12 protein-coding genes and 2 pseudogenes are annotated in these 13726 nt (G+C 72.6%); 4 read left to right on the top strand and 10 right to left on the bottom strand.

Annotated elements, in window-relative coordinates; all coding sequences use genetic code 11:
• Nucleotides 1-635: pseudogene (locus tag ABD211_RS15040) on the bottom strand (hypothetical protein); the annotation flags it as partial.
• 206 nt (nucleotides 636-841) lie between these two features.
• Between ABD211_RS15040 and ABD211_RS15035 the strand changes: the two are divergent.
• Nucleotides 842-2431 carry a cellulose binding domain-containing protein gene (locus tag ABD211_RS15035; RefSeq protein ID WP_344131150.1) on the top strand — a complete coding sequence of 530 codons (1590 nt, stop codon included), beginning with the start codon at nucleotides 842-844 and terminating at the stop codon, nucleotides 2429-2431.
• Here ABD211_RS15035 and ABD211_RS15030 read toward each other — a convergent pair.
• Nucleotides 2403-3343: pseudogene (locus tag ABD211_RS15030) on the bottom strand (helix-turn-helix domain-containing protein). The gene ABD211_RS15035 and the pseudogene ABD211_RS15030 overlap by 29 nt on opposite strands.
• Before the next feature lie 29 nt (nucleotides 3344-3372).
• On the opposite strand from ABD211_RS15030, the gene ABD211_RS15020 reads away from it, so the two are divergent.
• Nucleotides 3373-3912, top strand: coding sequence for a histidine phosphatase family protein (locus ABD211_RS15020; RefSeq protein WP_344131141.1), 540 nt, complete (start codon nucleotides 3373-3375; stop codon nucleotides 3910-3912).
• Here ABD211_RS15020 and ABD211_RS15015 read toward each other — a convergent pair.
• Nucleotides 3905-4579, bottom strand: coding sequence for a tetratricopeptide repeat protein (locus tag ABD211_RS15015; protein WP_344131138.1), 675 nt, complete (start codon nucleotides 4577-4579; stop codon nucleotides 3905-3907). The two genes, ABD211_RS15020 and ABD211_RS15015, sit on opposite strands and share 8 nt — an antisense overlap.
• A gap of 140 nt (nucleotides 4580-4719) precedes the next feature.
• On the opposite strand from ABD211_RS15015, the gene ABD211_RS15010 reads away from it, so the two are divergent.
• Complete coding sequence (locus ABD211_RS15010; protein WP_344131135.1) at nucleotides 4720-5928, top strand: amidohydrolase family protein; 1209 nt, start codon at nucleotides 4720-4722, stop codon at nucleotides 5926-5928.
• On the opposite strand, the gene ABD211_RS15005 is transcribed toward ABD211_RS15010, so the two are convergent.
• The 7 genes from ABD211_RS15005 to ABD211_RS14975 all read right to left on the bottom strand — a co-directional run bounded on the left by ABD211_RS15005 (nucleotide 5897) and on the right by ABD211_RS14975 (nucleotide 12000).
• Nucleotides 5897-6754: a nicotianamine synthase family protein gene (locus ABD211_RS15005; protein ID WP_344131132.1), complete on the bottom strand. Its 858-nt coding sequence runs from the start codon at nucleotides 6752-6754 to the stop codon at nucleotides 5897-5899. The two genes, ABD211_RS15010 and ABD211_RS15005, sit on opposite strands and share 32 nt — an antisense overlap.
• Nucleotides 6748-7323: a GNAT family N-acetyltransferase gene (locus ABD211_RS15000; RefSeq protein WP_344131129.1), complete on the bottom strand. Its 576-nt coding sequence runs from the start codon at nucleotides 7321-7323 to the stop codon at nucleotides 6748-6750. The genes ABD211_RS15005 and ABD211_RS15000 overlap by 7 nt, the downstream gene beginning before the upstream one ends.
• A gap of 235 nt (nucleotides 7324-7558) precedes the next feature.
• Nucleotides 7559-7933 (bottom strand): hypothetical protein, encoded by a 375-nt coding sequence (locus tag ABD211_RS14995; RefSeq protein WP_344131126.1) that lies wholly within the window; start codon nucleotides 7931-7933, stop codon nucleotides 7559-7561.
• A complete protein-coding gene (locus ABD211_RS14990; RefSeq protein ID WP_344131123.1) occupies nucleotides 7930-8919 on the bottom strand; it encodes a nitroreductase family protein in 990 nt (329 codons plus the stop codon). Before ABD211_RS14990 ends, ABD211_RS14995 begins: the two co-directional genes overlap by 4 nt.
• On the bottom strand, nucleotides 8916-10016 hold the full coding sequence (locus tag ABD211_RS14985) for a GNAT family N-acetyltransferase (protein ID WP_344131120.1): 1101 nt from the start codon (nucleotides 10014-10016) through the stop codon (nucleotides 8916-8918). Before ABD211_RS14985 ends, ABD211_RS14990 begins: the two co-directional genes overlap by 4 nt.
• The gene (locus tag ABD211_RS14980; protein ID WP_344131118.1) at nucleotides 10013-10462 is read right to left on the bottom strand and encodes a DUF4188 domain-containing protein; all 450 of its coding nucleotides are present in this window, start codon (nucleotides 10460-10462) and stop codon (nucleotides 10013-10015) included. The genes ABD211_RS14985 and ABD211_RS14980 overlap by 4 nt, the downstream gene beginning before the upstream one ends.
• On the bottom strand, nucleotides 10459-12000 hold the full coding sequence (locus ABD211_RS14975; RefSeq protein ID WP_344131116.1) for a phenylacetate--CoA ligase family protein: 1542 nt from the start codon (nucleotides 11998-12000) through the stop codon (nucleotides 10459-10461). Before ABD211_RS14975 ends, ABD211_RS14980 begins: the two co-directional genes overlap by 4 nt.
• An 84-nt stretch (nucleotides 12001-12084) precedes the next feature.
• Between ABD211_RS14975 and ABD211_RS14970 the strand changes: the two genes are divergently transcribed.
• Entirely contained in the window at nucleotides 12085-13707 is a 1623-nt protein-coding gene (locus tag ABD211_RS14970; protein ID WP_344131113.1) for an amidohydrolase family protein, read from the top strand.
• Nucleotides 13708-13726: the final 19 nt, after the last annotated feature.

Raw genomic sequence — 13726 nt, 5'->3', positions numbered from 1 at the left:
CCGCCCAGCGGTTGCGCGGCGCGGTCGCCGCCCAGCGGTGACGCGGCGCGGTCCCCGCCCGGCGGCGGCTGCCCGGTGGTCGTGCCCGCGCCCGGCCCCGCCCCGGCCCGTTCCCGCAGCTCACTGGAGCGGTCCGCGGCCCACAGGTGGCGGTGCAGGTCGAGCCGGAACCGACGGTCCGGGCGCGGATGCGGATGCAGGCCCACGCCGTCCGTGGGCCGCGCCGCGTCCCAGAGGGCGAGGCTGATCCGCTGGCCCGCGTCCGCCCAGGCGGGCGGCGTGCGGACGACGAGGTGCACCGGGCCGGTGTCGGTGGGATAGCTGGCCAGCGACACCGTCAGCCCAGGGCGGAGCAGCCCGTCCGGGGCGATTCTCGGCAGGTGCCAGCGCAGCAGGTCGGGAGCCAATCGGCGGAGATCGGCGCGGACGTCGTCCGCGAACTCCCGACCGTGTGTCCGCGCGGTGGCGCGCAGGTCCAGGTCCACGTCGACGTGCGCGGCCGCGCACGCCCCGGACCAGTCACCCGCGCAGCGACGGACGGTCGCAGATTCGATCATCGATGGCGGCACGGCGAACTCCCGCACGCGCTGCCAGAACTGAAGTCGGGTATCCCCGGTCGCGGAAAGGAAGCGCATCAGCACTCACCTTTTGCGGACGGGACCCCCGATCTCTTCTCGAAGGTAGGCATCGTCGGCAGCGTACAACGTCGCGCCACGGGTTGTCAGCCCGCGCGCGACGGCCGCCGGCGCGAAAGTTGCTCGATCGCTTGCGATCGATATCGTGGACTGTCCATACTGGCGGCCGTCCGGACATCAACGGCCTTCAATCATCGGGAAGCCGCATGCGACTCACCCCCCGCACGTCCCGCCTCGCCGCGGCGGTCGCCGCCACCGTCGCCGCGGGTGCCGTCATCACGGTCGCCACGTCCGCCGACGCGGCCGCCGGCTGCCGGGTCACCTACAGCGTCACCAGCCAGTGGCCGGGCGGATTCGGCGCGAACATCAACGTCGACAACCTCGGCGACCCGCTCACGAGCTGGAAGCTGACCTGGTCGTTCACCGCCGGGCAGACGGTCCAGCAGCTGTGGAACGGCACGGCCACCCAGTCCGGCGCGCAGGTCAGCGTCGTCAACGCCGCCTGGAACGGCGGCCTCGCCACCGGCGCGCGCGTGTCCGTCGGCTTCAACGGGTCGTGGAACAACGCGTCCAACCCGCTGCCGACCGACTTCGCCCTCAACGGCGTGGTGTGCAACGGTCCGGTGACCACCACGGCCCCCGTCACGAGCCGCGCTGTCACGTCGGCGGCCCCGACGAGCCGCCCGCCGACCAGCGCGGTGGTCACCTCGCGGCCGCCGACGAGCGCCGTGGTCACCAGCGCCGGGCCGACCACCTCGACCACCGGCGTATTCAACCAGGTCAACACGCCCAGCCGCGTCCGCGCCGCCGGCGCCGCCGCGCAGTTCAACTGGCCGGGCGTCTACTTCGAGGGCCGCTTCCGGGGCACCGGGGTCGGGCTGATCCTCAACGACAGCAACAACGACTACGAGGTCCGGATCGACGGCGCGGTCGTCGCCACGATCGTCACCCCGGGCCAGTCCACGTACTGGGTCAACAACCTCAGCAACGCCGAGCACACCGTGCGGCTGGGCAAGCGCACCGAGAGCCCGTGGTCGGTCGGCGAGTTCGGCGGCCTCGTGCCCGCGGCCGGCGGCGCGATCCTCAGCACGCCGGCGGCCCGCACCCGGCAGATCGAGTTCATCGGCGACTCGTGGACGGCCGGCTACGGCAACATGTCCACCACCCGTGACTGCACCAGCAACGGCGGCCTGACCCGCAACTCCAACGCCAACCAGACGTTCGGCGCCATCACCGCGCGGGGCCTGAACGCGGACTACCAGATCCAGGCGTGGTCCGGCCTCGGCATGGTGCGCAACTACGGCGGCCAGAACACCGGCACCCAGTTCCGCGACTACTACGACAAGGACCTGATGGCGCTGTACAACAGCGCGGTCTGGCAGAACCCGGGCACCTGGAAGCCGCAGGTGGTCGTCGTCGGCCTGGGCATCAACGACTTCTCCACCTCGCTGACCGCCGGCGAGAAGTGGGCCACGATGGACGCGCTGGTCGCCGACTACAAGACGGCGTACCTCGCCTTCATCACCAAACTGCGCGCGCAGTACGGCGCGAACACGTACATCATCCTCACCTACCCCGACCTGTCGTACCAGACGACGGCGTTCGCCACGTCCATCCAGTCGATCGTGGCCACGCGCAACGCCGCCGGCGACAGCCGGGTGAAGGCGCTGTACTACGACAACAACGCGCTCGGCCTGGACCTCATGGGCTGCGACTGGCACCCGTCGCAGCACGACGAGCAGCTCCTCGCGAGCACGCTCACCAGCTTCATCGGCACCCTGCCGCTGAGCTGGTAGCACGCGACAGTGGCGGGTCCCGGGGCCGGGACCCGCCACTGTCTAGGCGCCGGAACGTGCGGCGGTAGGTCTCCGGCGGGACGCCGAGCTGCTGGGCGAAGTGCCGACGCAGCGTCGTCGAGGTACCCATGCCGACCCTCGAGTCGACCTGCTCGACGCTCAGTTCCGTCATTTCCAGCAGTTCCTGCGCGCGGCGCACCCGTTGGGTCAGCAGCCAGCGCAGCGGACTCGTCCCCGTGACCGCGCTGAAGTGGCGCGCGAGGTTGCGCTCGCTCATCCCGGCCTCGCGGGCGAGGTCGCGCACCGTCAGCGCGTGGTCCAGGCGCGCCATCGCCCAGCCGATGAGGTCCGCGAGCATGTGGTCCCGGCCGTACTCGACCGCCGCCGGGATGAACTGGGCCTGTCCGCCCGGGCGGTGCGGGGGCACGACCAGCCGGCGGGCCAGCGCGTTGGCGACGGCCGCGCCGTGGTCGGTCCGCACGACGTGCAGGCACAGGTCCAGCCCGGCGGCCTTGCCGGCCGAGGTGAGCACGTCGCCCTCGTCGACGTAGAGGACGTCCACGTCGACCTTCACGGCCGGGTACCGGCGCTGCAGCAGGTCCGCGTGCATCCAGTGGGGGTGGCGCGGCGGCCGTCGAGCAGCCCCGCCTCGGCCAGCACGAACGCGCCTGTGCAGAGGGCGACCATGCGGGCGCCGGCGCGGTGGGCGACGCGGACGGCGTCGATGAGCGCCGGCCGTGATGCGTCGAGGTCGGGCGGCGGCGGGATGATCACCGTGTCGGCCCCGGCCAACCTGTCCAGGCCGTGCGTGGTGCCGGCCCGGAGCCAGTCGCCCACCCGCGCGCCGGCCTCGCCGCAGACGCTGAAGTCGTACCAGCGGTCGTGCCGGACCGGCACCACGTCGGTCACCACCGTCGCCTCCCCGGAACTAGCCTTGCGTGATGTCCATCGAGATCGTGTACGAGACGCATTCGCTGACCGAGGACAACGAGCAGGGCGTCGCGACCGGGTGGCTGCCCGGCCGCCTCTCGGCCAAGGGTCGCGGCCTCGCCGCCCGGATGGGCGACCGGCGCCGCGACGACGGCATCGCCGCGGTGTTCACCTCCGACCTGCGCCGGGCGGTCGAGACCGCCGAGATCGCGTTCGGCGGCACCGGCATCCCGGTGCTGCACGACTGGCGGCTACGGGAGACCGACTTCGGCGACCGCAACGGCACCCCGGCCGCCGCCATCAAGCACGACCGCGAGGAGTACGTCGACCGGCCGTACCCCGGCGGCGAGAGCCACCGGCAGGCGGTGCGCCGCGCGGCCGGCCTGCTCGCCGACCTGCCCACGCGCTGGGCCGGCCGGCGGGTGATGATCATCGGGCATCTCGCCACCTACCGCGCGTTGGAGCACGTCATCCACGGCACCGCGGTCGAGGACCTGGTCGCGGCCACGTTCGAGTGGCGCGAGGACGGCTGGGAGTACATCCTCAACTGACGGCCTGGATCCGCGATCTCGCCTGCTCGATCTGCCCCACGACGGCATGGGCGCCGTGTGCCCGCGCGATGGCGTCCGCCTCGTCGAGGGTCGCCAGGGCGTCGACGGGTCGCCCCTGGGCGGCGGCGATGTAGGCCAGCCCGACCATGTTGGCGGCCACCCCCGGCAGGACGCCGACCTCCCGGCGCAGCTTTGACGACTCCTCCAGGCGCTCGCGCGCCTCGTCCAGGCGGCCCGTCAGGTGCGCCGCGATGCCCAGGTGCCGCAGCGCCCAGGACCGGGTCCGCTTGTCCCCGACCTGCGCCGCCAGCTCAGCCGACCGCTCCAGGAAGGGAAGTGCGGTCTCGTTGTCCTCCCGGATGAACTGATGGAGGCAGCCGATCCAGAACAGGGCCTCGGCTTCGCCGCGCACGTCACCCAGCGCCCGGTACAGCTCGGTCGCGCGGTCGAACAACCGCAGTTCGGCAGGGTCCTCGACGGGCGGCGGGCCGCCGGCGGCGCGCTCGTGCTGGAACCTCGCGTGCAGGATCCGCCCACGGGCCAACGCGAGATCCGCCTCCACCGCGTCCAGGTCCCGCTCGGACCCGGCCAGCACACTGACATCGCCGCTGAACACGGCCTGCTCGTAGAGCGCTCTGGCCCGACCGATCCGATCCTCGACGCTCATCGCCGCCCCCGCCCGTGCGTCTCAATACCGAGCGGAGCGTACCGGCTCCTTCCCGCCTCGACGGTGCACCCAACTGGCGCTGCACACGTGCGCGGCCCAGGCGGTTGCCGCTGACGCGTGGGACTCGGTACGTTTCAGGCATGCTGGCGTCCTTTGTGGTCCGGGCCGCCCATGCTTTCGATGGCGAGCGTTTCCTCTCCGGTGGGGCGCAGGTCCACGTGGAGGGCGACCGCATCATCGCGGTCCGACCGCGCGACGCGCCGCTCGCGGAAGGTCAGACGGTGGTGGACCATCCCGATGCCACCGTCCTGCCCGGACTGATCGACACCCACGTGCACCTCGTGGCCGGCGACGAGCCGGACGCGCTCTCGCTGGACGCCCGACGGCTTGCCGCCGAACGGGAACACGTGGTCCGTCGGTCCCTTCTGGCGCAGCGCCGTGCCGGTGTGACGACGGTACGGGACCTGGGGGACAACCGGTTCGCGGTCCTGGACCGGGCGGTTCGCGACGACGAGCCGTCCGTGGTCGGGTCCGGCCCGCCCATCACCTCGGTGGGCGGGCACTGCGCCGCGCTCGGCGGCGGGGTGGACGACAGCGACGGGCTGCGGGACGCCGTTGCCGAACGGCAGGACCACGGCGCCCAGGTCGTCAAGATCATCGTGAGTGGCGGTGCGATGACGGCGGGCTCGGACCTGCTGCGGCTGCAGTTCGACGTCGCCGAGGTCCGGCTCGTCGTCGACGAGGCACACCGCCGGGGCCTGCCGGTGACCGCGCACGCCCACCCGGTCTCGGCCGTCGAGGTGTGCCTGGCGGCCGGCGTCGACGCCATCGAGCACTGCACGTGCCTGACCGGGACAGGCATCGTGACACCGGACGCCGTGCTCCATGGCCTGGCCGAACGCCAGGTCACGGTCTGCCCCACGTTCGGCCGGCTGCCCACGCTGCCGCCGTCGCCGCAGGCGGTTGAGGTCATGCGCCGGACGGGAATGACCTTGGAGGCCCGCTTCGCTCAGGTCGGGCGCCTGCACGCCGCGGGGGTCCCGTTGCTGGCGGGCTCGGACGCAGGCATCCATCCGGCCAAGCCGCACGGCGTGCTGGCCTTCGCGGTGGCGGAGCTGGTCACGTCGGGTCTGCCGGTGGACGCCGCGATCCGGACCGCGACGGCCGGGGCCGCGCAGGCGTGTGGGCTGGCCGGCACTGTCGGACGGTTGCGCGCGGGCATGGTGGCCGACCTGCTCGTCGTCGACGGCGACGTGGCGCGCGATGTCCTGGCGCTCACCCGCGTTCGCGACGTTGTCCTGCGCGGACGGCGGCTCGTCACCGACGCCGGGCGACAATCACCGAGTTGACGACCTTGCCGTACGGGTGCAGGACGATCTCGGGCACCAGCCCGGCATCGTACACGTCGCGCAGGTCGACCGTCGGGTAGAGCAGGGACCGCAGACCCTCCGCACTGCGGATCACGACGTACGTCGTGGGACCGATGGACGCCCCGATCGCCCCCAACGCGGCCCGCTTCTGCGCGCGCGTCATGCCGACCAACGCGGCGACGACAACCACGTCGCAGCCGGCGGCCGCGTGCGTCATGTCCGAGGCGGATGCCGCGTCCGACCGGACGATCTCGATGCGCTCCGCTGGGCCGAGCCGGTCGACGAGCCGGCGGGACAGCGCGACGGCCTCAGCGTCGCGGTCCACGACCGTGACGCGGGCGGCGAGGGTACGGCACAGCAGCATGGCACTCAGCGGCAGCGGGCCGCCGCCGACAAAACACACTCCGCGCGTGGACTCCAGACGATGACCGGCCCCTGCCAACGCGTGCAGCTCGAGCCGCGTCAGCTGCTCGTAGTTGTCGACGTAGGGGAACGCGGCCGCCTCCGTCCGCGCGTCGGTGGCCGTCAGGACCCGTCTCGCCCAGGCGTTCTCCAGCAGGGATTCGCCCTCGGCGCACAACCCGACCAGATGCGACCGCACCGCGCTGATCCGCGGATCGGACAGGACAGCCGCGACGTCCACCTCGTCGGCGCGGACGCAGGTGCTGACCAGGTCGGCGAACAGCGCGTCGACCACGGGTGAGGGGGCGAGGCTGACCTGGGCGCGCAGCCGCTCGTACAGGCCGAGAATCCGAGAGGTGAGCGAATCGACGTTCCGGTCGGGCGCGGTGGCGACGTTCAGCATCCGGGCGCCCGGAGCAGCGCCTCGACGTCGACCTCGAAGTGCACCGTGTTGAACGGATCCGGACGGCAGTCGTGGACCTCGCGGGTCGGCAGCGAACGCCAGAAGTTCTCCGCGCCGGGGACACCGGCGTCGGTGTGCAGATACACGCGGCGGTATCCGCCGGGCCCGACGCTCCAGGCGACGGCCCGGCCGACAAGTGCACGGCCAACGCCGCCGCGACGCGCGCCAGCGGCAACCCAGACCCTCACAAGCTGACAGACATCCGGCCGGTTGTACTCCCGCGCGAGCCACTCCGGGTTCGGCGGGCTCGCCAACACGCACGGCCTGACGGCGGCCGTCCCGACCACGCCGGCCGCGTCACGGGCCACGAGCAGCACGCACCCCGGAGGACGCAGGTAGGCCGCTTCGAGGTCGTCGATGTCGCGGTGCCACTGCGGGCGATACCCCCCGAGGTCCGCGCGCAGCACGTCTCGCATGACCGTCTCGGCCTCGGCCAGATCCGCCGGCGCGGCAATGGTCACGGTGAGGCTGGACGGTCGGTCGGTGCCGACTTCATGTTGCCTTGACATCTTTTAACCCCTACGAAGAACAACGTTACGGCGCCTACCCAATTACTACCGTAACGGTAATAATAACCGTTTCCAATTACGTTGGTGACGGGCTCGCGCGCGGATCACCCATATGGCCACTCGGCCGCGCGGGGACGTCCGATCACCGCCGCACGGGTGAGCGTTGCCCGAACCAGGTGAAAACGATTATCAGAACCGCGACGCGCATGCCCGGCGACGCGCCGCGCCGAAACGGTCAGGAATGACCACGTAGTTCGCAGAGCATGGTCCAGCCCTCGACCGCCCGGTTCACCCACCGGTCCCGCCGGGCACCCATCCCGCGCTCAGCCCACAGCAACGCTTCAGCCTCATCCAGCGCGACGAAGTCCGGCGGTAGGTCGACAGCCGGATCCAGCTCCGGCACGTCGAGACGTCGGAGCATCCGCACGTCACCCACGAGGTCACCTTCGTGCGCCGACACCAGAATGCCGGACACGTCGGCGTCGGCCGGGTCGACGCGAACCCACCGGATCCGCCGCACGGCGCCGCGCCGAACCGACCCGACGCACTGCTCCAGCGCGGTCATCCACATCAGCGCCCGCTCCGGCGAGCCCGGCTCCAGGAACCTCACGGACCGACCGTGGGCAGGCGCCCCGAGCGGACCGGCTCGGTGACGTAACGCCCGACCCGGAAGACCGCCAACGGCGACTCGCCCGCTCCGAGCCCCAGCCGGGACCGCAGCGCCGCCGCCGTCGCCGCGCAGTCGATGAGCTGGCTCAGCGGATGAACGGCCAGGCCACGCGAGGCGAGCGACAGCCACACCCGCAGCAGCGCCCGCCCGTGCCCGACCAGGTCCGCCGGACCATCGACGGGGCCAACCAGGACAAGCACGCTCCCGTCATAGCGCAACAGACCCTTCGACGCCGCCGCCAGCAGCGCGGGCGCCCCGAGCCGCCGGGCCACCGGGTACACGGCCGGCGCCAGCACGGCGGCCAGCCCCACCGCCTCGGCCCGGGTCATCGCCATGGCCCGGTCGGTCAGCCCGTCGACGGCGTACCGCGGATGCCGGGGCGACAGCCGCAACCACCCACGCAGCTCGCGCACCACCGCCGGCGTCCCGAACATCCACCGGTCCGCGTCGACCAGCAGCCCCGCGAGCTCCCGGCACGGCACCGCCCGCAACTGTCCGCCGCACGCCGCCAGGTCCGCGTCCAGGGAAGCCTCTTCGAGTACGACCGGAGCAAGCTCCCCGGGTTGGTACTCCCCGCGCGCACACCGGCGCAGCTCCAGCGCCGCGGCCGGGAAACGGGTGTCATACACCGCGTCGGCGGACACGAGGCGCGCCACGCGGCGCTCCCCCGCGTCGACGTCGACCTCGACGGACACGGGCAGCCCCGCGTCGGCGGCCGTGATGAGGCACGCCTCGACGAACGCGCCGAGCGACAGGAACAGGTCCCGCCCCGTCGGATCCGAGTCGGGCAGCGCCCGGGCCGGATCCCAGTGCACCGCCACCTCGTCGGTGCCGTAGCGCACCACCCACGGCTGCGTGTTGTGGGCGCTCGGCGCCCGCCGGAACACAGCCTCCCGGCCACGCAACGCGGACACCCAGTCGCTCACGTCAGATCCTTCTCATAGAACGTGTAGCCGTGCAGCGGCCGCCCGCCGGCGCGCCGGTACTGCGCCGCGGACGCCGCGTTGTCGCGCTCCACGTACGTGCTGCGCAGGGCGCGGTAGCCGGCCGTACGCAGGTGGTGGTGCAGTTCGCGGGAGAGCAGGGTGAGGTAGCCGCGGCCCTGCGCCGCCGGCACGGTGCCCTTGATGATGAGGACGGCGTCGCGCCGGTAGCGGCCCCGGGTGGCGAGCAGGCGCAGCTGGTTGAGCACGCCGAGGTTGCCGCCGACCCGCATGAGGTACTCGGAGATGTCGGGCACCGCGACGATGAACGCCACCGGCTCGCCGGCCCGCTCGAGCCAGACGAGCAGCCCCTCGTCGACCAGGTACGCCAGCCCGTCGGTCTGCGCGGCCAGCTCGTCGGCGTCGATCTCGGTGTAGTAGCCGAGCTGGCCGAAGCTGGCGTTGAGCATGCCGCGCAGGATCGGCAGCTGCGAAGCGAACCCGCGCCGCGACGCGTGCCGGACAACGAGCCCTTCGGCCGCCAACCGCGCGTCGTCGAAGACGAACGGCTCACCGTCGAAGCCCTCGCAGATCCACGTGTCGGCCTCGAACCGGCGGACGAACCCGTGCCGCTCGTACGTATGCGGGTAGTAGGGCGGGTTCCAGGCGGAGTCGACGAACCCGCGCCCGTCGAAGCCCGACGTGATGACGCCGCCGGTCTGGTTGGGCAGCAGCCCGACCGGCCCGAACAGCGCCTGCGCGTCGCGGCCGCGATCAAGGATCAGGTCGAACAGCGTCCCGGCCACCGCGTCGTCGTCGACGAACTCGGTGAGACCGAACAGCTGGTGGGCGCGCCCCAGCTTGGCGTCGAACTTCGGGTTGCGGTGCAGACAGGTGCGACCGACGACCGCGCCCGCGTCATCGCGTACCACATAAAGATCCACCGGACCGTGACGCGCGTGCGGACCGCGCCCCCGCCACCAGTCGCGCACCACCGAACTGACCAGCGGTACGTAGCGGTCGCGCGGGTGCAGCCGCAGCGGCAGGTCGAGGAACTCGCGCAGCGCGGGCCGGCTGTCGACGCGCTCGATCCGCGTCACGACGGGTGGTGCACGGGCGGCCCGGCACTCTCGCGGGACAGCGGCGTGAAGGTCTCGATGTGCGCCATCGGGTCGCCCTCCGCGCGCCACACGCCGTTGGAGTAACCGTCGGCCTCGGCGGTGTACAACCGGATGTACCCGCCTGTCGCGTTGCGGGTGCCGTGGTCGGTGACCCAGCACATGAGCTGGCGGTGGTACCTGGTGCGGGCGAACTTCAGCAGCGCGTCGCGGTCGCGGAAGAACGCGATGGTGCCGAGCGTGAACGGGAACTCCCAGTACACCCGGTGCCAGCAGTAGCCCTCGAGGCGCTTCATCTGGCGCACCATCCTGAACCACGTCATCGTGAGCACGACGATGGAGCGCGGCCCGCGGTAGCGGGTGGCCCCGACGAACATGGCGGTCGCCTGCGCCACCGGCGGGGCCTGGGAGAAGTCGGAGGTTCTCATGCCGCTCCCCCGTCTATGAGGTACACATTCTTGACCTTCCCAGTGTGCCGGGCGAACGGGCCCGCCCCGTGGTCGTGCACGCGCACGCGGATGTCCGCCGCCGACGGGTCCTCGGCGACCGACTCGGCGAAGTCGCGGCTCACGCTCTTCAGATGCTCGAGTACGCCGCGGCGGCAGTGCTCGGCGAGCGCGGCGCGGCCGGCGTCGTCGAGGTCGGCGCCGTCGCGCAGCCGCAGGTGCACCACCGGCCGGCTCTCCAGCTCGGCCGACTCGTGCAGGGCCAGGCAGAAGCCCTCCAGCAGGTGCGCCATCGGATTGCCCTCGTACAGGCCGTACTCGACGTCCTGGGGGTAGATGTTGGCGCCCATGTAGGAGATCGTGGAGTCCTTGCGCCCGAACAGGAACAGCAGCGGCAGCCGCATCCGGTCGACCTCGAACGCCTTCTGCGCCTCCGCCCGCCCCTGCGGGTCATCGGCGAGGGCCGCCATGATCTGCGGGAACGAGACGAGGCGCCCCTCGTCGCCGACGTTGTAGCGGGCCTTCGGGGCGAGCACGGCGGTGCTGTTGATGGTGCACAGCACCTGGCTGTCGTCGGTCAGCTCCAGGTAGGTCTCCAGCGGGTTGTACTGGAACACCATCGGCAGGCGACCCTCGTCCGGCCCGAGCAGCGCGGCGCGCAGCCGCTCGTCGGTGCGCAGGCGGCGGCGCAGCCACACCGTCAGGTCCGTCTCGCCGGCCATGCCGATGGTCAGGTCGCTGGCGCCGTAGCCGGACCGTACCTTGTGGAAGCGCTCCTCCAGGTAGTCGCGCAGCGCCTCGGTCATGCCCTCGCCGCCGACGAGCCCGCTGATCCGGTACTGCGACCAGGGGAAGTCCTGCGCGTCCAGCAGGTCGCGCAGGTGCTTGAGGAACGGCGGGTACGCCGTGACGATGTAGTCGAAACCGGGACCGAAGTGACGGAGCGTGTCGACGATCTTCTCCAGGTCCGGGCCGGTGTTCTTCACCATCGCGATCCGCGACATGGCGATGCCGGTGTTCGTCCCGGTCGCCCACGCCCCCATGGAGTACGCGTTGATGACGAACCGGCGCCGCGACGGGAACACGGCGGTGGTGTAGCCGGCCAGGTTCTTGTGCACGGTGCGCAGCTCGCGGCGGCCGCGGATCCAGTTGAACGGCTGGCCGGACGAGCCCGACGACTCGTCGACGACGGTGCCCTCGACCTCGATGCGCCCGTGCCAGCAGCGCTGCTCCTCGGGGTACTTTTTGACGTAGGACTGCTTGTCGGTCGGCGGGTACGACGACAGGTCGAACCAGCGGAACCGCCAGTTGCTGGCCTGCAGGTGCGCGCGGTAGGCGGGCACGTCGAGCGCGGCGAACTGGCAGGTCATCCAGGCATGCAGGCGGGCGAACCAGGCCATCCACGGGCGGTAGTTGCGGGCCATCAGCCGCCACACGGCCGGATTGATCCGGTACGCCGCATACAGCCCCGTCAGGGCGAAACTGCAGATGCGCAGAAGCCACCGCCGTACGAACGACACGATTGACCGCTCCCCTCCCCCAACCACCGCCCAGAATTGTCGCCCCACTGTCAAACCCGCCGGCCCGGGCCGTACGGTGCACCGGTGCAGATCCTGCTGACCGAGGCGACCCTGTGGGCGGGCGTGGAGTGCGTGCCGCGCGCGGGCTGGCTGCTGCTCGACGGTGACCGGGTCGTCGCGGTCGGCGACGGGGACCCACCGCCGGCGGACTCCGTCATCGCGAAGCCCGGCGCCCACGTCCTGCCGGGCCTCATCGACTCGCACCTGCACCTGACCACGTCCGCCTGGCAGTCCCGGGGCGGCGACGGTCGCCTGTGGACGGACGTCCACGCCGCCGACGCGGCGGTGCGGGCCGCCGCGCACGCCGACCCCGACGCGCCTTGGCTGCTGTTCTGGAACGCCCGGCCGTTCGCCTGGCCCGAGCGGCGCCTGCCCACGGCGGCCGAGCTGGACGCCGCCGCGCCCGGCCGACGGGTGCTGATCAGCGGGCTCGACCTGCACCGCGGGGCCGCCTCGCCGGCGGCGCTCGCCGCGCTCGGCGCCCCGATGGTCTACCGCGAGGACGATCTGGTGCGCGACCGTCGCGGCCGGCCCACGGGCGAGCTGTGGGAGCGCGCCTTCGGCGCGGTGCTCGCGCACGCGCTCGAGGACACCGAGGCGTACGTCTCCGCGCACGCGGTCGAGGAGCTGATCCGCCAGGAGCTGCGCCGGTGCCTGGCGCTGGGCATCACGCACGCCCACGAGGCGTACGTGCCGCCGGGGCAGCACGCCCGGATGGCACGCCTGGCCGCGGCGGAGGCGCCCCGCCTGTCGTGGGCCATCGGCGCCGCGGAAGGGCTGCTCAGCCCGGTGCCCGGCCCCCGGTTCGCGCCCGGCGGCCCGTACGGCGCGTCCTCCCGGGAGGTCAAGCTGTTCCTCGACGGGGGCGACCGGTGCGCGCTCTGCGTGCCCGCCACCGCGTTCGGCCGGCTGGGCCTGCGCGCCGTCGGGCAGGCGGTCGCCGCGCGCCATCCCGGGCCGCTGCGCGACGCGATGTCCCGCCGCAGCCGGGTGCACAACGGGGAGCTGCACCTGAGCGACCTGCGCTACGACGACCGGACGTTGGCCGACACGCTCGCCGCCTACCTGGCGAAGGGCATCCGGCCGCGCCTGCACGCGCTCGGCAACCGCGCCGTCCGGCAGGCCACCACGGCGCTCGCGACCATCGGGGCGCCGCGCGGCGCAGCGGTGATCGACCACCTCACGCTGCTCGACCCGGCGACGACGGACCAGGTGGCCTCGTCCGGGGCCTGGGCGTCCTACCAGCCCGGGTTCCTGGCCAGCTTCGGCCTGCAGATCACGGCGAGCGGCACCGACCGCTACCTGTCCCTGCTCGCCGGCCGGCAGCTGCTCGACGCGGGCGCGCCGCTCGTGCTCTCCTCGGACCACCCGGCCGGCCCGCTCGACCCGCTGCCGAACCTACGCGCCGCGGTCGCGCGCACGCTGCCCGACGGCACCGTCGTCCAGGCCGAGCAGGCCCTGACCCCATCCCAGGCGGTCCGGGCCATGACCACGACGGCGGCCGCGTCGCTGGGGGCGCCCGGCGCCGGCGGGTTGGCCGCCGGCGAGGTCGCCGACCTGGCCATCTGCGACGGCGACCCGTTCGCGCCGGCCAGCCGCGTCGTGAGCACCTGGATCGGCGGCCGCGAGGTCTGGCGTTGCGAATGACACACCCGGCACCCAGAAT

The sequence above is a fragment of the Luedemannella flava genome, from assembly GCF_039528515.1.
In the GTDB taxonomy this organism is placed as follows: Bacteria; Actinomycetota; Actinomycetes; order Mycobacteriales; family Micromonosporaceae; genus Luedemannella; species Luedemannella flava.
The sequence above is the reverse complement of the archived record's forward strand: the minus strand, read 5'-3'. Positions and strand labels throughout refer to the sequence as shown.